23 protein-coding genes are annotated in these 23,749 nt (G+C 75.8%); 13 read left to right on the top strand and 10 right to left on the bottom strand.

Annotation, left to right across the window (positions count from 1 at the left end):
• Positions 1 to 14: 14 nt before the first annotated feature.
• A complete protein-coding gene (locus AB0637_RS13850) occupies positions 15 to 956 on the bottom strand; it encodes a 1,4-dihydroxy-2-naphthoyl-CoA synthase (protein ID WP_366172989.1) in 942 nt (313 codons plus the stop codon).
• Between the two features lie 73 nt (positions 957 to 1,029).
• Between AB0637_RS13850 and AB0637_RS13845 the strand changes: the two genes are divergently transcribed.
• The 6 genes from AB0637_RS13845 to AB0637_RS13820 all read left to right on the top strand — a co-directional run bounded on the left by AB0637_RS13845 (position 1,030) and on the right by AB0637_RS13820 (position 6,450).
• Positions 1,030 to 2,073, top strand: a complete 1,044-nt coding sequence (locus AB0637_RS13845; RefSeq protein WP_366172988.1) for an o-succinylbenzoate synthase — start codon at positions 1,030 to 1,032, stop codon at positions 2,071 to 2,073.
• Positions 2,066 to 2,746 (top strand): response regulator transcription factor, encoded by a 681-nt coding sequence (locus AB0637_RS13840; RefSeq protein ID WP_366172987.1) that lies wholly within the window; start codon positions 2,066 to 2,068, stop codon positions 2,744 to 2,746. The genes AB0637_RS13845 and AB0637_RS13840 overlap by 8 nt, the downstream gene beginning before the upstream one ends.
• 216 nt (positions 2,747 to 2,962) lie before the next feature.
• Positions 2,963 to 4,708 (top strand): phosphatidylglycerol lysyltransferase domain-containing protein, encoded by a 1,746-nt coding sequence (locus tag AB0637_RS13835; protein ID WP_366172986.1) that lies wholly within the window; start codon positions 2,963 to 2,965, stop codon positions 4,706 to 4,708.
• 5 nt (positions 4,709 to 4,713) lie between these two features.
• Positions 4,714 to 4,887 (top strand): hypothetical protein, encoded by a 174-nt coding sequence (locus AB0637_RS13830; protein WP_366172985.1) that lies wholly within the window; start codon positions 4,714 to 4,716, stop codon positions 4,885 to 4,887.
• A gap of 73 nt (positions 4,888 to 4,960) precedes the next feature.
• The gene (locus AB0637_RS13825; RefSeq protein ID WP_366172984.1) at positions 4,961 to 5,368 is read left to right on the top strand and encodes a GntR family transcriptional regulator; all 408 of its coding nucleotides are present in this window, start codon (positions 4,961 to 4,963) and stop codon (positions 5,366 to 5,368) included.
• Positions 5,365 to 6,450: a DUF5808 domain-containing protein gene (locus AB0637_RS13820; protein ID WP_366172983.1), complete on the top strand. Its 1,086-nt coding sequence runs from the start codon at positions 5,365 to 5,367 to the stop codon at positions 6,448 to 6,450. Before AB0637_RS13825 ends, AB0637_RS13820 begins: the two co-directional genes overlap by 4 nt.
• A gap of 4 nt (positions 6,451 to 6,454) precedes the next feature.
• Here the strand turns inward: AB0637_RS13820 and AB0637_RS13815 are convergent, their stop codons facing one another.
• Positions 6,455 to 6,877 carry a hotdog fold thioesterase gene (locus AB0637_RS13815; RefSeq protein WP_366172982.1) on the bottom strand — a complete coding sequence of 141 codons (423 nt, stop codon included), beginning with the start codon at positions 6,875 to 6,877 and terminating at the stop codon, positions 6,455 to 6,457.
• A 41-nt stretch (positions 6,878 to 6,918) separates the two neighbouring features.
• Between AB0637_RS13815 and menD the strand changes: the two genes are divergently transcribed.
• From menD to AB0637_RS13795, 4 genes are all read left to right on the top strand, one after another.
• The gene (gene menD, locus AB0637_RS13810) at positions 6,919 to 8,595 is read left to right on the top strand and encodes a 2-succinyl-5-enolpyruvyl-6-hydroxy-3-cyclohexene-1-carboxylic-acid synthase (RefSeq protein WP_366172980.1); all 1,677 of its coding nucleotides are present in this window, start codon (positions 6,919 to 6,921) and stop codon (positions 8,593 to 8,595) included.
• Positions 8,596 to 8,760: 165 nt separating this feature from the next.
• A complete protein-coding gene (locus tag AB0637_RS13805; protein ID WP_366172979.1) occupies positions 8,761 to 9,486 on the top strand; it encodes a demethylmenaquinone methyltransferase in 726 nt (241 codons plus the stop codon).
• Positions 9,487 to 9,525: 39 nt separating this feature from the next.
• Positions 9,526 to 10,806 carry a geranylgeranyl reductase family protein gene (locus tag AB0637_RS13800; RefSeq protein WP_366172978.1) on the top strand — a complete coding sequence of 427 codons (1,281 nt, stop codon included), beginning with the start codon at positions 9,526 to 9,528 and terminating at the stop codon, positions 10,804 to 10,806.
• 50 nt (positions 10,807 to 10,856) lie between these two features.
• Complete coding sequence (locus AB0637_RS13795) at positions 10,857 to 11,852, top strand: polyprenyl synthetase family protein (RefSeq protein WP_366173019.1); 996 nt, start codon at positions 10,857 to 10,859, stop codon at positions 11,850 to 11,852.
• Between the two features lie 262 nt (positions 11,853 to 12,114).
• On the opposite strand, the gene AB0637_RS13790 is transcribed toward AB0637_RS13795, so the two are convergent.
• Positions 12,115 to 12,909 (bottom strand): SDR family NAD(P)-dependent oxidoreductase, encoded by a 795-nt coding sequence (locus AB0637_RS13790; RefSeq protein ID WP_366172977.1) that lies wholly within the window; start codon positions 12,907 to 12,909, stop codon positions 12,115 to 12,117.
• Between the two features lie 128 nt (positions 12,910 to 13,037).
• Here AB0637_RS13790 and AB0637_RS13785 point away from each other — a divergent pair, with 128 nt between their 5' ends.
• Entirely contained in the window at positions 13,038 to 13,286 is a 249-nt protein-coding gene (locus tag AB0637_RS13785) for a hypothetical protein (protein WP_366172975.1), read from the top strand.
• On the opposite strand, the gene AB0637_RS13780 is transcribed toward AB0637_RS13785, so the two are convergent.
• The 3 genes from AB0637_RS13780 to AB0637_RS13770 form a co-directional block, all read right to left on the bottom strand.
• On the bottom strand, positions 13,255 to 14,874 hold the full coding sequence (locus AB0637_RS13780) for a methyl-accepting chemotaxis protein (protein WP_366172974.1): 1,620 nt from the start codon (positions 14,872 to 14,874) through the stop codon (positions 13,255 to 13,257). The genes AB0637_RS13785 and AB0637_RS13780 overlap by 32 nt on opposite strands.
• A gap of 87 nt (positions 14,875 to 14,961) precedes the next feature.
• On the bottom strand, positions 14,962 to 15,987 hold the full coding sequence (gene ligD / locus AB0637_RS13775; protein ID WP_366172973.1) for a non-homologous end-joining DNA ligase: 1,026 nt from the start codon (positions 15,985 to 15,987) through the stop codon (positions 14,962 to 14,964).
• Positions 15,984 to 17,024, bottom strand: a complete 1,041-nt coding sequence (locus AB0637_RS13770) for an ATP-dependent DNA ligase (RefSeq protein WP_366172972.1) — start codon at positions 17,022 to 17,024, stop codon at positions 15,984 to 15,986. The genes ligD and AB0637_RS13770 overlap by 4 nt, the downstream gene beginning before the upstream one ends.
• Before the next feature lie 81 nt (positions 17,025 to 17,105).
• On the opposite strand from AB0637_RS13770, the gene AB0637_RS13765 reads away from it, so the two are divergent.
• Positions 17,106 to 18,359 carry a four-carbon acid sugar kinase family protein gene (locus AB0637_RS13765; protein ID WP_366172971.1) on the top strand — a complete coding sequence of 418 codons (1,254 nt, stop codon included), beginning with the start codon at positions 17,106 to 17,108 and terminating at the stop codon, positions 18,357 to 18,359.
• On the top strand, positions 18,356 to 19,024 hold the full coding sequence (locus AB0637_RS13760) for a DUF998 domain-containing protein (RefSeq protein ID WP_366172970.1): 669 nt from the start codon (positions 18,356 to 18,358) through the stop codon (positions 19,022 to 19,024). Before AB0637_RS13765 ends, AB0637_RS13760 begins: the two co-directional genes overlap by 4 nt.
• Here the strand turns inward: AB0637_RS13760 and AB0637_RS13755 are convergent.
• The 4 genes from AB0637_RS13755 to rarD all read right to left on the bottom strand — a co-directional run bounded on the left by AB0637_RS13755 (position 18,991) and on the right by rarD (position 23,524).
• Positions 18,991 to 20,028, bottom strand: a complete 1,038-nt coding sequence (locus AB0637_RS13755; RefSeq protein ID WP_366172969.1) for an alpha/beta hydrolase-fold protein — start codon at positions 20,026 to 20,028, stop codon at positions 18,991 to 18,993. The genes AB0637_RS13760 and AB0637_RS13755 overlap by 34 nt on opposite strands.
• Positions 20,025 to 20,831, bottom strand: coding sequence for a hypothetical protein (locus tag AB0637_RS13750; RefSeq protein WP_366172968.1), 807 nt, complete (start codon positions 20,829 to 20,831; stop codon positions 20,025 to 20,027). The genes AB0637_RS13755 and AB0637_RS13750 overlap by 4 nt, the downstream gene beginning before the upstream one ends.
• Positions 20,832 to 22,568: a phosphatidylglycerol lysyltransferase domain-containing protein gene (locus tag AB0637_RS13745; RefSeq protein WP_366172967.1), complete on the bottom strand. Its 1,737-nt coding sequence runs from the start codon at positions 22,566 to 22,568 to the stop codon at positions 20,832 to 20,834.
• A gap of 71 nt (positions 22,569 to 22,639) precedes the next feature.
• Entirely contained in the window at positions 22,640 to 23,524 is an 885-nt protein-coding gene (gene rarD, locus AB0637_RS13740) for an EamA family transporter RarD (RefSeq protein WP_366172966.1), read from the bottom strand.
• Positions 23,525 to 23,749: the final 225 nt, after the last annotated feature.

The following is a 23,749-nucleotide window of genomic DNA, read 5'->3' as shown; positions in this document are numbered from 1 at the left end:
CCCGGGTCCGTCCCTCAGAAGTACCAGGGGAACGGCGACCAGTCGGGTTCCCGCTTGCCCAGGAACGCGTCCCGGCCCTCGACGGCCTCGTCCGTCATGTACGCGAGCCGCGTCGCCTCCCCGGCGAACACCTGCTGCCCGACCATCCCGTCGTCCACGGCGTTGAACGCGAACTTCAGCATCCGCTGCGCGGTGGGGGACTTCCCGTTGACCTCCGCCGCCCACTGCAGCGCCGTCGCCTCGAGCTCGGCGTGCGGGACGACCTCGTTGACCATCCCCATCTCGTGCGCCTGCTGCGCCGTGTAGGGACGGCCCAGGAAGAAGATCTCGCGGGCGAACTTCTGCCCCACCTGCCGGGCCAGGTACGCCGACCCGTACCCGGCGTCGAACGAGCCGACGTCGGCGTCGGTCTGCTTGAACCGGGCGTGCTCGGCGCTGGCCAGCGTCAGGTCGGCCACGACGTGCAGGCTGTGCCCGCCCCCGGCGGCCCACCCCGGGACGACCGCGATGACGACCTTCGGCATGAACCGGATGAGGCGCTGCACCTCCAAGATGTGCAACCGGCCGCCCTCGGCCTTCGTCCGCACCGCGTCGACGGTGTCCGACGTCTCGCCCTGCGCGTACTGGTAGCCCGAGCGGCCGCGGATGCGCTGGTCCCCGCCGGAGCAGAACGCCCAGCCGCCGTCCTTCGGGCTCGGACCGTTCCCGGTCAGCAGCACGCACCCGACGTCGGGGGTGCGGCGGGCGTGGTCCAGGGTCCGGGCCAGCTCGTCGACCGTGCCGGGCCGGAACGCGTTGCGGACCTCCGGGCGGTCGAACGCGATGCGCACCGTGCCCCGCCCTGGACCGTCGACCACGCTGCGGTGGTAGGTGATGTCCTGCAGGTCCTCGAACCCGGGCACCTCCGCCCACGCCGTCGGGTCGAAGGTCTCGCTCACACCGGGAAGGGCCGACACGCCCCGAGCCTAGGGCCCGACCCCGGCGGGCCCCTGCGCGGTCCTCGCCGGGTCCGCGCGCCATGCTGGGCCCGTGCCCGCCGTGCAGCCGGAGGTTCCGGCCCCCCAGCTCCCGCCCGTCGAGGAGCTGCTCGCCCGCGCCCACGTCGTCCGCCTGCCCCTGAACCGCCGCTTCCGCGGGCTGCTCGAACGCGAGGCGCTGCTGCTGGAGGGCCCGGCCGGCTGGGGTGAGTTCAGCCCCTTCCTGGAGTACGGACCCGCCGAGGCCGGCCGCTGGCTGGAGGCCGGGGTCGAGGCGGCCTGGCACGGCTGGCCCGCCGCGCACCGCGACCGCGTGGAGGTCAACGCCACCGTCCCCGCCGTCCCGGCCGACGACGTCCCCGCGGTCCTGGCGCGCTTCCCCGGCTGCCGGACGGCCAAGGTCAAGGTCGCCGAGGCGGGCGCGGACCCCGCGGTGCGGCGGCGCGAGGACGTCGCCCGCGTCGCCGCCGTCCGCGACGTCCTCGGCCCCACGGGCCGGATCCGCGTCGACGCCAACGCGGGCTGGAGCCTGGAGGAGGCCGAACGCGTCCTCGGCGAGCTGGCCCCCGTCGGCCTGGAGTACGCCGAGCAGCCCTGCGCGACGCTGGAGGAGATGGCGCTGCTGCGCCGCCGCCTCGCCGCCGCCGGCACGGTCGTCCCTCTCGCGGCCGACGAGAGCGTCCGCAAGGCCGAGGACCCGCTGCGCGTCGCCGGGCTGGAGGCCGCCGACGTCGTCGTGGTGAAGGTGGCGCCGCTGCGCGGGGTGCGGCGGGCGCTCGCGGTCGCGCAGGCGTGCGGGCTGCCCGTCGTCGTGTCCTCCGCGCTCGACACGAGCGTCGGCATCGCCGCGGGGACGGCGCTCGCCGCGGCCCTGCCGGACCTGCCGTACGCGTGCGGGCTGGGGACGGCGGCGCTGCTCGCGGCCGACGTCACCCACGCCCCGCTGCTGCCCGTCGACGGGAGCCTGCCCGTCGGGGCGGTCGCGGCCGATCCCGGGCTCCTGCAACGCTTCGCCGCGCCACCGGACCGCGTGCGGCACTGGCACGACCGGCTCCGCGCCGCGTACGCCACGCTCCCGCCGGCTGCGCGTGACTGACGGGGGGCCCCCGGCGCAGGTGCAGGCGGTGGTCCGGGTGGTCGTCGTCGACGACGAGGCGCTCGTCCGGTCCGGGCTGACGATGATCCTGCAGGCCGAGGGCGACGTCCGTGTCGTCGGCGCGTGCTCGGGCGAGGACGCCGTCGCGCTCGTCGCCCGCGAGCGCCCCGACGTCGTGCTCCTTGACCTGCGGATGCCGGTCGTGGACGGGTTGACGGTGCTCGAGGAGGTCCTGCGGGCGCCGTCCCCGCCGGTCGTCGCGATGCTGACGACGTTCGACGGCGACCAGCAGGTCGCGCGGGCGATGCGCGCGGGCGCCGCGGGCTTCCTGCTCAAGGACACCGACCCGCTCGGCCTGCTGCAGGCCGTCCGGACCCTGGCCTCGGGCGGGGTCGTGCTGTCGCCCCGGGCGGCCCGCACCCTGCTCACCGAGCACGCCGAGGTCACCGGCGTCACCCCCGAGACCCTGCGCCGGCTCGCCACGTTGACCGCCCGCGAACGCGACGTCCTCGGCCTGCTGGCCCGCGGCCTGTCCAACGCCGAGGTGGGTGCCGAGCTCGACCTCGGCGTCGGCACCGTGAAGGACCACGTCAGCTCGATCCTCGGCAAGCTCGGCGTCCGCAGCCGGATGCAGGCGGCCCTCGTCGCGCGGCAGGCCCCGCCCGCCGGCTGATCGGACCCCCGAGACCCGGAGCCCTGCCCCCGGACCGCGGTGGGCCACCGGCGTCGTACCCCGGGTGGAGGGACCCCCGCCGTCGGAGGGGGGTCGCGCCCCCGCGATCCCTTCCCCAGGCTGACGCGGCGCCCCTCGACTGCCGGGCAAGCTCACAGGGACCGGCCGGGACGTCCTCCCGGTCGGCGGGGGATCGACGTGGGGGAAGGCGGAACCGTGAGCACGGACGTGCGCAGCGAGGTGCAGGTCGCGCCGGCGGGACGGGGGGAGACGCAGCGGGACCCGGGGGGTCGGGTGCTGCGGACGGCGCGGGGGGTCGCGGCCCGGGCCACGACGTGGGTGTTCCTCCTCTCGGGACTGCTGTCGCTGGCGATGGCCGTGCACGCGCCGCTGTCGGACCGGGCGCAGAGCGTCCCGTTCGTCGTCGACCTGGTCTTCGCGACGAGCTGGCCCAGCCTGGGCTACGGGACGGTCCTGCTGCTCCTGGCCCGCTCCCTGCACCAGCGCAAGCGGGCCGCGTGGTGGACGGCCGTGGTCGTGACGACGCTCAACGCCCTGTTCAACGTCCTCTGGGGGGCGCTGGAGCAGGTGACGCTGCCGCTGGGGCTGCTGTCGGTGCAGCTCGTCGTGCTGGGGCTGCTGGCCCTGGCGCGGCCGCGGTTCGCGGTGCTGCCCTCGCGGCTGGGGGTGCGTCAGGCCCTGCGCATCGGGGGCGGGGCGTTCGCCGCGTGGCTGGTCGTGGGCACGGCGCTCGTCGTGGCGACGCAGGAGAGCGCGGGCGCCGTCGTCGACCGCGTCTGGTACGCCGCGGCCGGGACGCTCGTGTCCGTCGACAGCTTCGTGATCTTCCCCGACGGGGTGCTCGTCCCGGGGTGGGTCGACGTCGCGCTGAACGCGGCGGGGACCGTCCTGGTCCTGCTCACCACCTGGTTCCTGTTCCAGCCCGCGGCCGACCCGGCGGCGCTGGGCGCCGACGAGGAGCGCCTGCGGCACCTGTTGGCGACGGAGGGTGACGGGGACGCGCTCGGCTACTTCAACCTGCGCCGCGACAAGACGGCCGTCTTCGCCCCCAACGGGCGGGCCGCGGTCGTGCACCGCGTCGTCGGCGGGGTGAGCGTCGCGAGCGGCGACCCGGTCGGCAACGAGACGTCCTGGCCTGCGGCGGTGGAGGAGTGGCGCCGCCAGCTCGCCGCCCACGCCTGGGTGCCGGCCGTCGTCGGCACGTCCGAGGCGGGTGCCGCGGTCTACCACCGCGCGGGGCTGCAGGTCCTGGAGGTGGGCGACGAGGCGGTGCTCGACGTGTCGACGTTCAGCCTGGAGGGGCGGGCGGTCCGCTCGCTGCGGCAGGCGGTGAACCGCGCCCGGCGTTCGGGCACGCAGGTGACGATCCGCCGCCAGCGGGACGTCCCGGAGACCGAGCTGGAGGAGATCGCGGGGTCCGCGGCGGTCTGGCGCGAGGGCCGCGAGCGCGGTTTCTCGATGGCCTTGGGGCGCCTGGGCGACGAGGCGGACCCGGACCTGCTGGTGGCGACGGCGCGGGCGGCCGGAGGGGAGCTGCTCGCGGTGCTCACGTTCGTCCCGTGGGGCGGGCACGGGGTGTCGCTGGACCTCATGCGACGCCACCCCGAGGCGCCCAACGGCACGGTCGAGCTGGTCGTGACCGACGTCGTGGCCTTCGCCCGGGAGAACGCCCTCGCACGCATCTCGCTGAACTTCGCGGTGTTCCGCTCGGTCTTCGACCGCGGGTCGCGGTTGGGGGCGGGGCCGGTGCTGCGACTCTGGTACCGGGTGCTCGTCGCGTTCTCCCGCGCCTGGCAGCTCGAGCAGCTCTACCGCAGCAACGCCAAGTACCAGCCGCGCTGGGTCCCGCGGTTCGTGTGCTTCGAGCGCACGGCCGACCTGCCGCGGATCGGACTGGCGGTCGCGCGGGTCGAGCAGTTCCTGCCCGGGCCCCGGTCGTGACCGCGGTGAGCGCCCGTCGGGGGCGGGTCCTCGCGGTCCTCGCCGGGCTGCTCGCGGCGCTGGTGGTCGCCGCGGTCGGGGTGGCGGGGTCGTGGGGGCCCTCGGTCGTCGTCGTGGCGGCCGACGGGGCCTTCGTCGTCGCGCTGCTGCTCGTGGGGGCGCGCACGCGGGACCGCTGACGCCCGGTGCGTGAGGTCTGGTGCATCTGTCCCATCTGTCCTACTGTTGGTGGGACAGATGGGAGGTGGTCCGGTGTCGACACCGTTGCTCGAGCTCGACCCCACGTCCGAGGTCCCCATCTACCAGCAGATCCGCGACCGCGTGGTCGAGGCCATCGCCGCCGGGTCCCTGCCGGTCGGGTCGTCGCTGCCCTCGGTGCGCGCCCTGGCCGCCGGCTTCGGCATCAACACCGCCACCGTCGCCAAGGCGTACGACCGCCTGCGCGGCGAGGGCTTCCTGCGGACGACGAACAAGTCCGGCTCCGTCGTCGCCCGCGGTCCCGGGGACCCGCCCTCCCCGCCGCACGTGCTCGGCGACTGGCGCGCCCGGGTGCTCACCCTGCTCGCCGAGGGCCACGCCCACGGCGTCCCCGACGTCGTCGCCGTCTGCCGCGAGGTCGTGGCCGACCTCGCACCCACCCCCCGCGAGGAGACGTCGTGAACCACACCACCACCGCTGCCATCGGCGTCGGCGCCTGCCTGCTCGTCGGGCTCACGCTGCTGCTCGTCCCGTCGCTGTCGGCTCGCACCCTGCCGCTCGGCGTCGCCGTCCCGCACGAACGCGCCGGTGCCCCCGTCGTGCGGCACGCCGTCCGCACCTACCGCGGGGTCGTCGCCGCGCTCACCCTCGTCGGTGTCCTGGTGGCCGCGCTGGTGCCCTCACCGGCGGGTCTGCTGCCCGCCACCTACGGGCTGGTGGTCCTGGGGCTGGGCGCCTTCGTGCTGTGCCGCAGGCCGATCCGCGCTGCCAAGACCTCCGAGGGCTGGTTCCGCGACGTCCCCGTGCGGCTCACCGCCCCGCTGGGCGAGGTGCCCCGGCCCCCCGTGGCCGTCCACTGGTACCTGCTGTCCGTCGCGCTCGTGCTGGCGACCGCGGCCGTCGGGTGGAGCCGCTACGACACCCTGCCCGATCCGTTCCCGACGCACTGGGGCACCTCCGGCCGGCCCGACGCCTTCGCCGCCCGGTCGTTCTGGAGCGCGTTCGGCCCGCTGCTCGTCGCGGTCGGGCTCACGGTGTTCCTGCTCGTCCTGGCCCGCGTCGTGCGGGCCGCGCCGCTGCGGCCGCGCGCGGGGGACCCCGACCCCCTCGCCCGGCCGCTCGCGACCGAACGCGCCGCGCAGTCGCTGCTGGGTGTGTGCTCGCTGCTGAGCGCCGGGCTGGTCAGCGCGATCGTCCTCGACGGGTGGCTGCACCCGCAGCGGTTGCGCTGGACGGACGCCGCGCTGGCGGTCTTCGGCCTCGTCCTCGTCGCGGCCGTGCTCGCCACCGTCGTGCGCAGCCGCACCGAGGCCCCCGCGCCCGCCGAGGGTGCGCCCCAGGCCCCCGACGACGACCGCCTCTGGCGCGGCGGCCTGCTCTACGTCAACCGCGAGGACCCGGCCCTGCTCGTCCCCAAGCGCGTCGGGGTGGGCTGGACGATCAACGTCGGTCACCCGGTCGGGCGGGCCCTGGCGATCGGGCTGCTCGTGCTCGTCGTGGCCGGTCTCGCGCTGGCCGTCGTGGGGCCGACGCTCGGCTCCTGAACCGTCAGGACGGCTGCGCGGCCCGCACGTAGTTGGTGATGCGGGCCGTGCACAACCGGCGGCCCTCCTCGTCGGAGATGACGACCTCGTGGCTGCACAGCGTGCGGCCCAACGAGATCGCCGTCGCGACCCCCGTCACCAGCCCGGAGCGCACCGAGCGGTGGTGGGTGGCGTTGATGTCCGTGCCGAGCGCGAGCCCGCCGGGCCAGACGTGCAGGAAGGCGCCGACGGAGCCCAGCGTCTCGGCCAGGGCGCAGCTCGCACCGCCGTGCAGGAACCCCGCGACCTGCGTGTTGCCCTCGACGGGCATGGTCGCGACGAGACGTTCCGGGCTCATCTCCAGGAAGCGGATGCCGAGGCGGTCCACGAGCGTGTCCGTGGCGAAGGTGGCGAGGATCTCGTCGATGGACGGCGCTGTTCCGGTCACCGCGGCAGGCTGCCACACGCCTGCGGGCGCACCATGGAGGGGTGAACCCCTCGACCGCCTTCGCGACGGTCCTCGTCGACGCCCTGGTCCGGCTCGGCCTGCGACACCTCGTCCTGAGCCCCGGGTCGCGCAGCGCGCCCCTGGCCTACGCGGCCGCCCGCGCGGCCGACGAGGGCCGGTTGCGGCTGCACGTGCGCATCGACGAGCGCAGCGCCGGGTTCCTCGCCCTGGGCCTGGCCCGGGCGGGGGAGCTCGTGGCCGTCGTGACGACGAGCGGGACCGCCGTCGCCAACCTGCACCCCGCCGTCCTGGAGGCGCACCACGCCGGGGTGCCGCTCGTGGTGCTGTCGGCCGACCGCCCGCACGAGCTGCGCGGCTCCGGGGCCAGCCAGACCGCCGACGCCCAGGCGCGGATGTTCCTGCCGTCGGTGCGCTACAGCGCCGACCTGCCGGCCCCCGTCGACCCGGTGGCCCAGGCCCCGGCGTGGCGTTCGGTCGTCTCCCGTGCCGTGGCCGCCGCGCGCGGTCTGCGCGGTGACGGCCCTGGCCCCGTGCACCTCGACGTCGGCTTCGCCGACCCGCTCACGCCCTCCCCGGACGTCCTGCCGCCCTCGACGACGGGCCTGACGGTCGTCGCGGAGACCGTTGCGCCGCAACCGGTCGTGCTGGACCGCGGCCCGCGCACGCTGGTGCTCGCGGGCGACGCCCCCGACCCCGCGACCGGCCGGGCCGCACGGGAGCTGGCCGAGCACGCCGGTTGGCCGCTGCTGGCCGAACCCAGCTCGGGGGCCCGCGGCGGCGAACGCGCCGTCGGGCCCTACCGCCTGCTGCTGGACGCCGAGGACTCCCAGGGGCGGCTGGGCGACGTCGACCGCGTCGTCCTCTTCGGTCACCCCACGCTCTCGCGTCCCGTGACGCGGCTGCTGGCCCGCGACGACGTCGAGCTCGTCGTCGTCAGCCCCGACGGGACCTGGCCCGACGCCGGGTTCCGCGCCGCGCGCGTGCTGCCGGCCGCCACGGTGACGGGTCACCCGCAGGCCGGTGAGCAGGACTTCGCCGCCCGCTGGGACCGCGCCGCCAAGCTCGCGGCCGACGCCGTCGACGCCGTCGTGGACGCCGAGACCGCGCTCGCCGGACCGTGGGCCGCGCGCGAGGTCGTCCGCGCCTGCGCCGCCGACGGGTCCGTCCTCGTCGTGGCGGCCAGCAACGCCGTGCGCGACGTCGACCTGGCCGGGCACCCGCGCGGGGTGCGGACGGTGTCGAACCGCGGCCTGGCGGGGATCGACGGCACCCTGGCCACGGCCGAGGGCCTCGCGACCGTCCTCGGCCCGACCCGCCTGCTCGTCGGCGACCTCGCGTTCCTGCACGACGCCAACGCGCTGCTGCCGGTGCCGGGGGAGAGCCGTCCCGACCTCACCGTCGTCCTCGTCAACGACGACGGCGGTGGGATCTTCGAGACGCTCGAGCACGCCGCCGTCGTGCCGCGGCCGACGTTCGAACGGGTCGTCGCCACGCCCCACGGCGTCGACGTCGCCGCCCTGTGCGCGGCCTTCGGCGTCCCGCACGTCCGCCCGCGGACCCGCGCCGAGGCGGCCGCCGTCCTCGCGACCCCGCCGGCGGGCCTGCGCGTCGTGGAGCTGCTCACCGACCGCGCCGCCGTCCGGCCGCGCCTGGAGCGCATCACCGCCGCCGTCCGCGCCGCCGTCCTCGACGCCTGACCTCCCCGGCGGAAAACACTCCTTCCGCCCTTCGACGCCCCTTCGAGGGGCGGAAGGAGTGTTTTCCGCGCGGGGTCCGGGCCGAGGGTCGGGGGGTGTCCGGGATCACCGTCCGCGGCGGGCGACCTGGACGGCGGGATCGCGCACGGCTGCGAGACTGGAGGGGTGGGTACCCCCGACGTGACGACCCAGCGCGAACTGGCCGACCTCAGCAAGCGACCGGCGCAGGTCGCGGGCATGTTCGACGACGTCGCGCAGAAGTACGACCGCACCAACGACGTCCTGTCCGTGGGCCAGGACCGGCTGTGGCGACGGGCCGTCCTGCGGGCCGTCGACGCGCGCCCGGGGGAGACCGTGCTCGACCTCGCCGCGGGGACGGGTCGCTCCAGCGAGCCGTTCGCCGACCGCGGTGTCCGCGTCGTGCCGTGCGACTTCTCCGCCGGCATGGTCCACGCGGGCAAGCACCGCCGCCCCGACCTCGGTTTCGTGGTGGGCGACGCGACCCGGCTGCCCTTCGCCGACGGCGTCTTCGACGCGGCGACGATCTCCTTCGGCCTGCGCAACGTCGTCGACCCCGACGCGGGGCTGCGTGAGATGGCCCGCGTCGTGCGGCCGGGCGGCCGGCTCGTGGTGTGCGAGTTCTCGACCATCCCGAACCCGTTGCTGCGCAAGGCCTACACGACGTACCTGCACCACGGGTTGCCGCGGGTGGCGCGCCTGGTCAGCTCGCACGGGGAGGCCTACAGCTACCTCGTCGACTCGATCGACGCCTGGCCGGACCAGGCCGAGCTGGCCCTGCGCATCGGTGCGGCGGGCTGGGAGCGGGTCGCGTGGCGCAACCTCTCGTTCGGCGTCGTGGCGATGCACCGCGCCGTGCGCTCGGCCGGCTGACGACTAGACTTCGTGAAAGTTTTCACGAGCGGAGGGACCATGGTGACGCAGGACGCGGACGTGCTCGTCGTCGGAGCGGGGCCGGCCGGCTCGACGCTGGCGCGCCACCTCGCGGACGCGGGCCGCAACGTGCTCGTCCTGGAGAAGTCGTCGTTCCCACGCGAGAAGGTCTGCGGTGACGGGCTGACCCCGCGCGCCGTCCACGAGCTCGACCAGCTCGGCCTGCGCACCGACGAGAGCGACGGCTGGATCCGCAACAAGGGGCTGCGCCTGCTCGGCGGCGGCGTCCGGATGCAGGTCCCGTGGCCGGAGATCACCGACTTCCCCTCCTACGGGCTGGTCGCCACGCGGTCCTCCTTCGACCAGACCCTCGTGCAGCACGCCCGCGCCGGCGGCGCGACCGTGGCCGAGCGGACGAGCGTCACCGGCCCCGTCCTCGACGAGCGCACCGGGCACGTCGTCGGCGTCACCGCCCGTCCGGTCGACGAGAAGGGCCGCAAGGCCGGGGACGAGCGCGTCTACCGCGCCCCCGTCGTCGTCGCCGCCGACGGGGTCGGGGGTCGCCTCGCCCTGTCGATGGGGCTGGCCAAGCGGGACGACCGCCCGCTCGGCATCGCCGTCCGCACGTACTTCACCAGTCCCCGTCACGACGACGACTGGATGGAGGCGTGGATGGAGCTGCGCGAGGGCGACAGCTCCACCGGCCCGCTGCTGCCCGGCTACGGCTGGGTCTTCGGCGTGGGCGACGGGACGTCCAACGTCGGCCTCGGGGTGCTCGACCCCGGGTCCGGGGACATCGACTACCGCGACCTGTTGCGGCGCTGGATGTCGAGCCTGCCCGCCGAGTGGCGGTTCAGCGAGGAGGACCAGGTCGGCCCCATCCGCGGCGCCGCCCTGCCGATGGCGTTCAACCGCACGCCGCACTACACGCGCGGGCTCGTCCTCGTCGGCGACTGCGGCGGCATGGTCAACCCGTTCAACGGCGAGGGCATCGCCTACGCCATGCAGTCCGGGCGGCTGGCGGCCCGGGCCGTCGACGACGCGCTGGACGCCGTCGACGAGCGCGCCCGCGAGCGCGCGCTGCAGTCCTACCCCGCTGCGGTTCGCGCGGACCTGGGGGGTTACTACACGCTGGGTCGTGTGTTCGTCTCCCTCATCGGCCACCCCGAGGTCATGCGCATCGCGACCCGGTTCGGGCTGCCGCGCCCCGGCCTGATGAAGCTCGTGGTCAAGCTCCTGGCCAACCTGGCCGACCCGACGTCGAAGGACGCCACCGACCGCGTGGTCGTGGCGCTGAAGCGATTGGCCCCTGCCTCGTGAAAACGACCGTGAACCCGGCCCGGGACACCACCGCCGCGGCGCCAGGTGCCCTGCCGACCACCGACCCCGCCCTCGAGGACGCCCTGCGCGAGGCGCTCGACGCGGTCGAGGTCCGCCTGCGGCACGCCGTCAGCACCACCGATCCCGTCGCCGACGCGCCCTCGCGCCACCTCGTCGAGGCCGGCGGCAAGCGCGTGCGGCCCATGCTGACCCTGCTCGGCGCCCACCTCGCCGCACCCGGCGTGGCGGTACCCGACGAGGTGCTCGAAGCGGCCGTCGTCTGCGAGCTGACGCACCTGGCCTCGCTCTACCACGACGACGTCATGGACTCCGCGCCCACGCGGCGTGGAGCCCCTGCGGCGCAACAGCTCTACGGCAACAACACGGCCATCCTCATCGGTGACCTGCTCTTCGCGCGCGCGTCCAACGTCGTCGCCGCACTCGGCCCGGAGGCCGTGCTGCTGCAGGCCGCGACGTTCGAGCGGCTGTGCCTCGGGCAGCTGCACGAGACCGTCGGCCCGCGGCCCGACGAGGACCCGGTCCGGCACTACCTCGCCGTGCTCAGCGACAAGACCGCCTCGCTCATCGCGACGGCCGGGCGCTTCGGCGCCCTCTTCGCCGGCGGCTCCGAGGACGTCGTGCAGGCGATGGTCCGCTACGGCGAGGACGTCGGCGTCGCGTTCCAGCTCGCCGACGACGTCCTCGACCTCGCCAGCGACGCCGGCGAGTCCGGCAAGCGCCCCGGCACCGACCTGCGCGAGGGTGTGCCGACGCTGCCCGTGCTGCTGGCCCGCCGCGCGGCCACCGAGGGGGACGCCGACGCCCGCGCCGTCGTGGACCTGCTCGACTCCGGCCGCCTCGCCGACGACGACGTCCTCGCCGACGCCGTCGCGGCCCTGCGCCGCCACCCCGCCACCGAGGCCGCCCGCGCCACCGCCCGCGAGTGGGCCCACCGCGCGGCCACGCACCTCGCGGCCCTGCCCGCCTCGCCCGCGCGGGAAGCGCTCGAGGCGTACGCCGCCACCGTCGCCGACCGGGTGGCCTGAGCCGCGCACCGACGGGGACACCCACCGGTGTCACCACGTGGAGCGAGTCGTGGGTGTCCCCGTCGCGTCGTCCTGACGGCGCCGACGGACACCCACGGGTGCACCCCACTCCCGGCCCCACGCCCGGTCCCACGTGGGTACAGGCGTGGGTGCAGGCGTGGGTGCGGCCGTGGGACCGGCTCGCCGGTCGCGGGGACGACGCGGCCCCCGGTCCCACACCCGGCCCCACGCGGCCGCCGCCGGTGGACCGGCTCCGGAACGACTACCTCTTCGGCCGCGCGACGATCCCGGACACCTGCGCGACGACCCGTCGCGGCAGCACCTTCGCCACGACCCCCAGCGCCGTGAACAGCGGTCCGTCGACGACGCTGGGTCCCCCCGACGCCAGCGCGCGCAGCGTCGTCGCGACGACGTCGTCGACGGTGCGGCGGGGCAGGCCCCCGAGCGCGTCCTCGCCGGCGACCTCGAAGAACGGGGTGTCGGTGGGTCCGGGGCAGACGGCCAGGATCCGCACCCCGCTGCCGCGCTGCTCGGCCCACAGCGCCTCGGTGAACGACAGCACGAACGCCTTCGTCGCGGCGTAGACCGCCATCCCGGGAACGGGTTGCAGCGCGGCGACGCTCGCGACGTTGACGACGGCCCCGGACCGCCGCGCGACCATCGCGGGCAGGAACCGGGTCGTCAGGTCGACGACGGCGGAGCAGTTCAACGGGACCTGGGCGACGAGCGCGTCGGCGTCCGCGCCGGCCACGGGCCCGGAGACGCCGAAGCCGGCGTTGTTGACGAGCAGGTCGACGTGGAGCCCGAGCTCGAGGACCCGCGTGTGCAGGTCGCGGCCCGCACCGGGGACGGCGAGGTCGGCGGGGACCACGTCGACGCGGCGGCCGTGCTCCGCGCGCACCTGCGCGGCGAGGTCCTCCAGGGCCGCGGCGCGCCGCGCGACGAGGACGAGGTCGGCCCCGCGGGCGGCCAGCGCGCGGGCCAACCCCGCGCCGATCCCGGACGAGGCCCCGGTCACCAGGGCCGTGCGTCCGGCGTACGTCTGCGACTCGCTCATGCGCCGAGCATGCACCCCGCCGCGGACGGTGAACCCCCGGCACCCACCGTCACCCGGCGACGGCCGATCCGGTGACGGACGTCGCGGGGCAGCTCCGGACGTGCCCGGGCCGACCAGGATGGCCGTTCGTGACGCCCTCCTCCCGGACCGCGACGCGGATCCCCGCCGCCCGGCACCGCAGCCCCGGGCGCGCCACCGTGCCGGCCGGTCCACTGGCCCTGGTCGGGGCCGTGCTGGCGAGCGCCGTCGCGGTGGCCCTGACCCTCACGGGCCACCGCGGTCCCGCGGTCGCCGTGGCGTCCGTCGGGCTGGCGCTCGCCGTCGCGGGCCTGCTGCTGGGTCGCGTCAGACGCGGAAGCGGCCCACGAGGGAGCTGAGCTCGCCCGCCATCCGGTGCAAGTCGTCCGTCGCGGCCCGCGTCCCGGTGACGACCTCGGCCGTGGTGCGCGCCGAGCCGGTGATGCCGCGGATGCCCTCGGAGATCGACTCCGACCCCGCGGCCGCCTCGCCGACGCTGCGGCTCATCTCCGCGGTCGTCGCGGACTGCTCCTCGACGGCCGACGCGATGGTCGTCTGGTGGTTGCTGATCTCGCCGATGACCTCGGCGATGCTCTCGATGGCGCGGACGGCCTCGGCCGTGTCGGCCTGGATGGACCCGACGCGGGCGGCGATGTCCTCGGTGGCGCGGGCGGTCTGGGCGGACAGCTCCTTGACCTCGCCGGCGACGACGGCGAAGCCCTTGCCGGCCTCCCCGGCGCGCGCGGCCTCGATGGTGGCGTTGAGCGCCAGCAGGTTCGTCTGCTCGGCGATGGCGGTGATGGCCTTGACCACGTCGCCGATCTGGGTCGAGCTGACGCCGAGGCGGGCGACGGTCTCGCCGGCGCGGCCGGCCAGGTCGTCGGCGCGGGAGGCGACGGCGGTGGCCTCCGAGGCGCCGGAGGCGATGTCGCGGATGGCGGCCTGCATCTCCCCGGCGCCCATGGCGACGGTGGCGACGCTGGCGGCCACGGTGGCCGCCGTCTCGGCGGCCTCGGCGGCGACGGCGGCCGTCTGGCCGGCCGTGGAGCCGATCCGTTCGCTGTCGGCGGCCAGCTGCGTCGAGGCCGCGGCCAGCGAGGCCGACGACGACGCGATCGCGGCCACCGTGCCGCGCACGCTGTCCCGGGCACGTTCGAGGGAGGCGGCCATCTGCCCGACCTCGTCGCGGCCCTGGACGCGGGCGGGGACGGTGAGGTCCCCGGCGGCCATGGCCTCCAGCGACTGCGACACCTCGCGGAGCGGGCCGGTGATGGACCGCACGACGGCCAACCCGAGGGCCGTGGCCACCCCGAGCCCGACGAGGAGCCCGACGAGGACGAGGTTGCGCGAGCGGGTGGACTCGGCGGCGGCGGCCTGCGCGTTCGCCTTGGCCTCCCCGTCCTCCGCGGCCTCGATGGCGTCGAGGGCGTCGGCGGCCTTGCTGACCAGCGGCTGCGCGGCGGAGGAGTTGGCCGCCGACCAGGCGACGAGGTCACCCTTGTCGGAGGCGGGGATGAGCTGGCTGTCACGCGCCTGGCGCCACTGCGCCCACGTGTCGGTGAAGACCTTCCAGTCCGCCGGGTCCGCCAGGGGCGTCGCGGAGTACTTCGCGGCCCACGTGTCCAGCTCGGCGTCGCTGTCCTTGATCTTCTGCGCGACCTTCGCCTTGCCCTCCGCGTCCGGCGTCGCCGCGTGCTGCGCGACGAGCATGCGCGTCTTGAGCTCCTCCTGGTGCACCCGGCCGAGCGCGGTCAGACCCACGACGCTGTCCTGGTAGAGGGTGTCCGAGCGCGTCGTGCCCTCGTGCAGCGCGGTCAGCGACCCGGCGCTCACGGCGACGGTGACGAGCCCCAGGGCGCCGAGCGCGCTGAGGACCTTGGTGCGGACGCTGCGGTCGGCCAGCAGGGACCGGGTGGGGCGGGTGGAGCGGGCGGCGGTGCTCGACATCGAAGGCTCCCGGGGGTTCTCACCGGTGGCGTGACCGGTCTCACCCTTCCCTGTCGGCCGGTACCCGGTTCCGCTTGAACGCCGACCTCAGGGGTTCCGCGCCCGGGAGGGCTGCACGCGCTGGGGTTCCCCCGGCATCTTCGGGTAGTTCGGCGGGTACGGGAGGTCTCCGAGGCCCGCGTCGCCGTCCGCGTCGGCCAGGGCGAGCAGCGGTTCCAGGGAGTGCGCCCGCTCACCCCGCGCGGCCCACAGGTCCCCGACCTCGGCGTAGCGGGCGGGGAACGTCGTCAGCGTGAAGTCGTCGGGGTCGAGGTCGTCGGTGAGCTCCTCCCAGCTCAGGGGAGCGGACACCGTGGCCCGCGCGGTGCGGCGCAGGGAGTAGGCGCTCGCGATCGTCCGGTCGCGGGCGTTCTGGTTGTAGTCGACGAAGACGGTCTCGCCGCGCTCCTCCTTCCACCAGGCCGAGGTGACGAGGCCGTCGGCCCGCCGCTCCACCTCGCGGGCCAGCGCGATCGCCGCCCGGCGCACCTCGGTGAAGGTCCAGCGCGGCTCGATCGTCACGAACACGTGCAGACCGCGGCCACCGGACGTCTTGACGAACCCCTCGCACCCCAGCTCGGTGAGCAACGGGTGCAGCACGTCCCGCGCCACGGTCCGCGCCTGCGCGAAACCCGTGCCCGGCTGCGGGTCGAGGTCGATGCGCAGTTCGTCGGGGTGGTCGACGTCGGGCGCCGTGCAGTGCCAGGGGTGGAACGTGATCGTCGCCTGCTGGGCGGCCCACACGAGGGTCGCGGCGTTCGTGGGCCGGATCGCGTCCGCGGACCGGCCGGAGGGGAACGTCACGTGGACGGTCTCGACGTGGTCGGGGGCGGACTTCGGGACGCGCTTCTGGTAGACCTCCTCGCCCTCCACCCCGTCGGGGAACCGCTGCAGGTACGTCGGCCGGTCCCGCACGGCGGTCAGCAGGGCCGGTGCCACGAGCCGGTAGAACTCCACGACGTGCCGCTTCGTGCCGGCCTCGCCCAGTGCGGGGTAGTACGGCTTGTCCGGCGAGGTGAGCCGCACGGGGGTGCCGTCGACGTCGAGTTCCTCGGCCGGCGCCTTGGGGCTCACCGCGACGCCCCCGACAGCACGTCGGCGAGGTCGTAGTCGGCCGGGACGTCGAGCTGGTCCAGCCGGCACTGCTCGGGCGTCTTGTCCGGCCGCCAGCGCAGGAACCGCGGGTTGTGCCGGAACCGCCACCCCTCCAGCTGGTCGTACTCGACCTCGCAGACGAGTTCCTGCCGCACGGGGATCCAGGAGTTGTCGACGCGCGCGTTCCAGCGGTTCTTCTCCCCCTGCGCGGGTTCGTCCCCCGTGCGCAGCTCCGACAGCTGCTCGAGGAGTTCCACCCGGCGCGCGGCGGTGAACGCGGCGGCCCCGCCGACGAACGCGACGCCGTCGTCCGTGTGCAGTCCCAGCAGCATCGACCCGATCCCCGGGGAACTCTTGTGCAGCCGGTACCCGACGACGAAGCAGTCCGCGGTGCGCCGGTGCTTGACCTTCGTCATGACGCGCTGCCCCTGCGCGTAGGTCGCGGCCAGGGGTTTGGCGACGACGCCGTCCAGCCCGGCGCCCTCGAACGTCGTGAACCACTCCGTGGCCAGGTCCGCGTCGTGCGTCGCCGTCGTGACGTGGGTGACCGGGCCGCAGCCCGCGAGCGCCTCGACGAGCCGCGCCCGCCGGTCGGCGGTGCTGAGCCCCGTCAGGTCCTCGTCGCCGAGGGCGAGCAGGTCGAACGCGACGAACTGCGCGGGCGTCTCGACCGCCAGCTTCGCGGTGCGGCTCGCCGCGGGGTGGATGCGCTGCGACAACAGTTCCCACGCGAGCCGGCCACCGCCGGGCTGGGGGACGAACAACTCCCCGTCGACGACGCACCGCTGCGGCAGCTCGGCCCGCACCGCCGCCTCGACCTCGGGGAAGTACCGGGTGAGGGGTTTGGTGTTGCGCGAACCGAGGACGACCTCGTCGCCGTCGCGGAACACGATGCAGCGGAACCCGTCCCACTTCGGCTCGTACAGCCAGGCCGGCCCGTCCGCGGGCTGGGCGGGGACTCCGGTCGCCGCCTTGGCCAGCATCGGCGAGACGGGCGGGTTCACCGGCAGGTCCATGCGGCCCACTCTGCCGCACCCGGTGCCGGTGCACGAGAGCGAACGTGCTGGTGCCGCGGGGGGTCTGGTCTACTGCGGAGGGTGAACCACAAGACCGTCGTCCTGGACGACGACCCCACCGGGACGCAGTCCGCGACCGGGGTCCGCGTCCTGCTGCGCTGGGGGGCACCGCACCCGCCGCTGGCGCAGCTCCTGCACGAGACCCTGGCCGGCGCCGACGGGGTGTACGTCCAGACGAACTCCCGCGCCCTCGACGAGGTGGCCGCCGTCGCCCTCGTCACCGAGGTCCGCGACGCCGCCCGCGAGGCCGGTCGCCTCCTGGGTGCCGACGTGCGCTGCGTCCTGCGCGGCGACTCCACCCTGCGCGGGCACGTGTTCTCCGAGACCGACGTGTTCGCCGGCCCCGGGGACGTCGTCCTCTTCGTCCCGGCGTTCCCCGCCGGGGGCCGCACGACGCTCGACGGCGTGCACCTGGTCCGCACCGCGGACGGCGACGTGCCCGCGGGGGAGACGGAGTACGCGGCCGACCCCGTCTTCGGGTTCACCAGCTCCCGGCTCGTGGACTACGTGCGGGAGAAGACGACACGCACCCCCGTGCCCCTCGCCGGCGCGGCCGACCTCGCCCGCGCCCTCGACGAGGCCCCCGCCGGGGCCGTCCTGCTGCCCGACGTCCGCGACGACGCCGACGTCCAGGCCCTCGCGGACGTGGTGCGGGCGTGGAACCCTCCCGCGGGTCGGGACGTCGTCGTCCGCTGCGCCGCGCCCCTGGCCGCCGCGCTCGCGGGGGCGACCAGCACCGGGTTCCTGGACCGGCCCCTGCTGCCGGGCACGCCCCGCGTCCTCGTCGCCTGCGGCTCCCACACCGGCGGCGCCCGGGCCCAGCTCGAGGCGCTCGCGCAGCGGCACGGCCCCGCCCACGTCCTGTCCACCGCCGCGGCGCTCGCCGACCCCGTCGCCGCGGGGGAGGACCTCGCGGCCCGCGCCCGGGACGACCTCGCCGCAGGGCTCGCCGTCGTCGCGACCGAGCGGGTCCGCTCCGGTGAGCACGGCACGCTCGCCCACGGGGAGAAGGTCATGACGGCCCTCGTCACGGCCGTGCGCCGGCTCGTCCCGGACGCCGACGCCGTGGTCAGCAAGGGCGGCATCACGGCGGCCGAGGTCGCCCGGGTCGGGATCGGCGCGGCCACCGCCCTCGTCGAGGGGCAGGTCGCCGCCGGCATCTCGGTGTGGCGGATGGCCGGACCGGACGGCGACGACGTCCTGCAGGTCGTCGTCCCGGGCAACGTCGGCGGCCCGGACGCCGTCGCCGACGCCGTCGCGGCGCTGGGTCGGTGACGGTGCGCCGACCCGTCCTCGTCCTCGCCGTGGTGGCCGCCGTCGTCGCCGCGGTCGCCAACGCGAACTTCCTCCTCGCCCCCGCCGTCGGGGCCCGCATCGACCTCGCGGTCGGCGTCATCAGCGAGCTGTCCGTGCCCTCGGAACCGGGGTCGGTGTGGTTCCGCCTCGGCGACGGCACGAGCGGTGTCCTCGCGGCCGCGCTGGGCGTCGTCCTGTGGCGCGCGGCGGGGAGGTGGGGGTTCCGGCACGCCCGGTTCCGGTCCCTGTGCCTGCTCGCCTTCGGCCTCGGCACGCTCGTCTCGGCCGTCGTGCCCGTCACCTGCGCGCCCTCGCTCGGGCCGTGCCCGCCGTCGTCGGACACCGCCGAGCTCGTCCACGACGGGGTGTCCGTCCTGGCCACGACGGGCGCCGTGCTCGGGGGCGGCGAGCTCGCCTGGCGCGCGCGGGGGCTGCTGCGGGTGCTCGCGGTCCTCACCGCGCTCGTCTCCGCCGGCTGCGGGATCTACGAGGTCGTGACGTTCTTCCAGGGCGGCAACGGCGGGGGCGGGAACTCCCAGCGCTGGCAGGTGCTGTCCGTCTCCGCGTGGCTCGTGCTGGAGGCGCTGAGCTGGGGGCAGCGCGCCACCGCTCAGCCTGCTGCCCCTGCGCCCGCGTCGAGGTAGCGGCTCGCGAACGCGAGGCCGTACGGCAGCAGGTCGCGCGCCGTCGTCCACGTGTGCCCGCCGGGCACGTCCCGGCGCAGCAGCGGCCAGCCGCGGGCGGTGACGAGCCGGGCCAGGTCGTCGGTCCCCGCACGTTCGGGGGCGTCCCGCCCGGTACCGAGGAACACGGGGACCGGCGCCGGGACGGGGACCGTGGGCAGGTAGCGGGCGGGGGAGGCGGCGGCGAAGGCCGCGGCGGACAGCTCCCCGCGCACCGCCGGACCCGGGTCGCCGAAGGGTTCGATCGCGACGAGGGGCCCCCACACGTCCCGGTGCCGCAGCCCCTGGTCCAGCGCGCAGAACGCGCCCGCGCTCTCCCCGCCCAGCAGCCGCGACGACGGCCGGGCCAGCGTGCGGAAGCGCGCGTCGACCGCCGGTACGAGGTCGCGGTAGAGGTACGTCTCCCACTGCGGGCCACCGGGCAGGTCCAGGCACTCGGTGTCCTCGCCCGCCCCGAGCAGGTCGGGGTCCATGTCGGGGGTGACGACGAGGACGGGCGGCAGCAGCCCGTGGTCGACGAGCGCGTCGACCGTCCGGGCGGCCCCACCGGCCGCGAACCAGTCCGTCGAGCGGCCCGGCGACCCCGGCAGCAGGACGACGACGGGGTAGCGGCGGTCCGGGTGCGCGGCGTAGTCGCGGGGCAGCTGGACGTGGACGGTCGTGGTGGCGACGTCGAGGTCCGGGGCGCCGAGGCGGAAGGACACGAGGCGTCCGCCCGGCAGGTCCCCGGTGAGGGCGACGCGCGCGGCCTGCAGGGTCGGGACGTACCCGGTGAGCGCGTTCGCCGTCGTCGCCGCGACGAGGACGGCGGCGACGAGGGAGGCGACGGCCCACCGGCCCCGCGGCCGGCGGCGCACGAGCCGCCCGAGGCAGGCCAGCAGGAGCAGCCCCGCCCCGACGGCCACGAGCGGGGAGTCCAGCCAGGCCCCGGGCAGCCGGGCGGCGGCCAGGACCTCGGGGGTCACGTCTCCTCGGGGATGGCCGGTGACCCGGCGAGCACCACCGAGCAGCCGACGACGACGACCAGCGCCGCGACGGTCGGGACCCACCAGCCCGACCGCACGACGTCACCGAGGAGCAGGAACCCCGCCACGGCCGGGACGACGACCTCGACCGACCACAGCAGCGCCGTCGCGGGGCCCACGGGGCCCTTCTCCAACGCGGCCGCGTACCCGAGGGTGCCCGCGACCCCGGCGACGACGACGGCCCACGCCACGGGTTCCAGCGCGATCCGCCACACCTGGGACCACGCGTCCGGCAGCGCGACGGCCCGCGCCCCGAGCGCGGCGACGGAGTAGCCCAGCCCCGCGAGCACGGCGAACGTCGCCGAGCCGTACCGCCGCAGCACGAGGACGGCGAGGAGCAGCAGCACCCCGGCGACGAGCAGCGCGACCTGCGCGCCCAGCGGCACGGTGGGGGAGGGCTGCTCGGTGCCGGCGCCCCCGACGACACCGAGCGCGGCGACGAGCGCGAGCACGGCCGCGGTGTCCCGTGGCCGCAGCCGCGACCCCAGGAACACCCGCGCCAGCACGACGGTCAGCGCGAGCGACCCCGCGAGCAGCGACTGCACCGCGAACGTCGGCAGCCGCCGCAGCGCGACGAGGGACAGCAGCCAGGCCAGGCCGTCGACCCCGAGACCGGCCAGGTACAGCGGGGACCGCGTGAGGGCGGCGGCCCCGGAACCCCCACGGACCCCGACGGCCTGCAGGATCGACCCGGCCGCGTACCCCAGGGCGGCCAGGACGGCCGCCGCGAGCGCCAGCGCCACCTACGACCCCGTCGTCACGGGGCGGCGGCCGAGGAACCGGCCGACGACCGGCAGTTCGGCCACCCCCTCGGCGTCGGCGATCGTGAACCCCTGCGCCGCGGAGAACTCCACGGAGTCCAGGACGACGTACCGCGGTCGCCACTCCGGGTCGTACTTGGCGTTGAACTTCCACAGCGACTCGATCTGGGCGCTGCGGGACAGGGCGTGCAGCGCGCGGCGGCCCAGGTCGGCGAACGCGCCCTCGCGCTCGCCGGCGACGACCTCGCGCAGGACGGCGAAGTTCAGGCCGAGCCCGCGCATCCCGTTCTCGGCCAGGTGGGCGGCCGTCGCGACGATGAGGGCGTCGGTGAGCCCGTTCGGCACGTCCTCGGCGGTGGAACGGCGCATGACGTCGAGGGAGTAGCCCTCGACCTTCGAGGCCGGCACCCACTGGATGAACCCCGCGGGCCGGCCGTCCTCGAACCGGGCGATGCTCACGAGCACGCCCTCGTCGGCCGGGTCGAACATCCGGGACAGCGTCATCGAGTACCCGCGCTCGCCCTCGCCGTGCCGCGACTCCCCGGAGATCGCCAGGAGCTCCTCCCGGACCTCGGCGGGCAGCGTCGGGCCGTCGTGGAACGTGACCGTGATGCCGGCCTTCGCGACGCGGTTCACGGACCCGCGCAGGCTCTTCATCGAGGAGCCCTTGAGGGAGAACTTCGTGCAGTCCAGGACCGCCTCGTCCCCGAGGTAGACCGGTCGCAGCCCGACGGCCTCGTAGGAGGGCAGCCACTCGGCCGACGCGCCGACGACGGCCACCGACCAGCCCGAGCGTTCGCAGTGCTCGAGGAAGTCCAGGAGCAGGGCGCCCCGGCGCTCCTCGGGACCGATGGGGTCGGGGGAGACGAGGCAGACGCCGTTGCGGACGCTGTGCGCCACCACCCCCTCGCCCTCGGGGAAGGTGGCGAAGAAGAAGTCCTTGTCGTCGCGCAGGGCGAAGAAGTCGAGGGTGTCGCCCCCGTGGGCGGTGACGACCGCGCGGGCGCGCTCCCGCTGGGCCCGGCGCTGCTCGGCGCTGAGCTGCGGGGCCCGGTGCGGGCTGAAGAGCAGCCAGGCCAGGGCGACGAGCAGGGTCAGCCCCAGGGCCAGCAGCGAGGGGTTGAGCAGCGGCAGGAAGACGTGGGTCTCGTCGCCGCGCAACCGCGGCAGCGGGCGGCTCTCGTCGCCGATGAGCCGTTCGACGACGGCCGCCGTCGTCTCCCGCGGGTGCCGCTCCTCCCCGACGGCGACGACGATCGCGGCCGAGACCGCGAGCGTCAGGACCGTCCCGACGACGAGGACGCGCACGGCCCGCCGCGCGCGGGCCGGGCTGGGCAGCACCGGGAACGCGCGGGCGTTGGCGATCAGCCAGACGAGCGCGACGACGTCGAGCGCGGCCTCCTCCACGTCGATGCCCTTGACCAGGTGCAGGACCACCGAGGCCGTGAGCAGGCCGATCGTCGTGCCCCACGCGAGGCGCTGGCCGCGGCGCAGGCCCCCGGCGAGCAGCAGCAGCGCCAGCGAGACGGGCACGAGGACCGTCTTGCTGAGCAGCGGCACGCCGAGGGGGAGCACGTCCAGCAGGGGCGCGAAGCGTTCGCGCGCCGGCGGGGTGACGGCTGACAGGACGCCGACGACCGCCAGGAAGACGACGGCACCCGCGCCGAGGCGGCGGGTGCGGTCGCGGCGGGCGCGGCCGGCGAGGAGCGGGGGGAGCACGAGGAGCAGTCTGCTGGTTCCCCCGGCCTCACCGCAGCGGCACAGGCGGCGGCCGCGCCGGCGGGCGGTGCTCAGCCGGTCGGTGCGGGGACCCGTTGGCGGCGCTGGTGGCGCAGGACGTCGACCGTCAGCAGCAGCAGCGCGGCCCACACCAGGCCGAAGCCGATCCACCGCGAGGCCGGCATCGTCTCCCCGAGCAGCAGCGCCGCGACGAACTGCAGCACGGGCGTGACGTACTGCAGCATCCCGACGACCGACAGCGGCACCCGCGCCGCGGCCGCGGCGAACAGCACGAGCGGGACGAGCGTCGTCGGACCGGCCAGGACCAGCAGCGTCGTGTGCAGGGGCCCCTCGCTGGCGAAGGTGAGCCGGTCGCCCAGGACGGCCAGCGCGACGACGGCCGGCAGCAGCAGCACACCGGTCTCGACGGTGAGCCCGGTGAGCGGGTCGACGCCCGCCCCGCGTCGGGCGAGCTGGTTCTTCAGCAGCCCGTAGCTGCCGAAGGACACCGCGAGCGTGAGGGCCATCCACGGCAGCCGTCCGAGGTCGGCGGTGATGACGACGACGGCGGCCAGCCCGACGCCGACGGCCACCCACTGGCCCGGTCGCAACCGTTCCCGCAGGACGAGGACGCCGAGCAGGACGGTCAGCAGCGGGTTGACGAAGTAGCCCAGGGACGCCTCCAGGACGTGCCCCGTCACCACGGCCAGGCCGTAGACGCCCCAGTTGCCGGCGATGGCCAGCGCGGCCAGGGCCAGCAGGCCGCGCTGGAACGGGTCCCGCAGGACGGTGCGCACGCGGCCCCAGCGGCGCAGGACCGTGACGAGCACCACGGACAGGACGAGGGAGAAGACGATCCGCCAGGCCAGCAGCTCGACGGCGCCCGCCGAGCGCAGCGCGTGGAAGTAGAAGGGGAACAGCCCCCACAACCCGTAGCAGGCGAGGCCGGCGGCCACCCCGGCACGAGTCGTCGCGTTGCGCGGCGTCCGCCCCCGGTGAACGATCCGTGTGTGCCCGGGGCGGGTTCCGCCCCTCGTACCGTCCAGGTGGTCCACAGGACCATCGTGACGACGGTCGTGTCGGCGCACGGCGTTAGGCTCGCCTTCGCACGACGACACCCGTACGAACACCCGCACCAGCACGCCGCTGCGCGCCCCGCGCGAGCGCCACCCGATCGAGAG

The sequence above is a fragment of the Kineococcus sp. NPDC059986 genome (genome assembly GCF_040702905.1).
Lineage (GTDB): Bacteria > Actinomycetota > Actinomycetes > Actinomycetales > Kineococcaceae > Kineococcus.
Note: the sequence above shows the minus strand (reverse complement) of the source record. Positions and strands in the feature narration are given on the sequence as shown.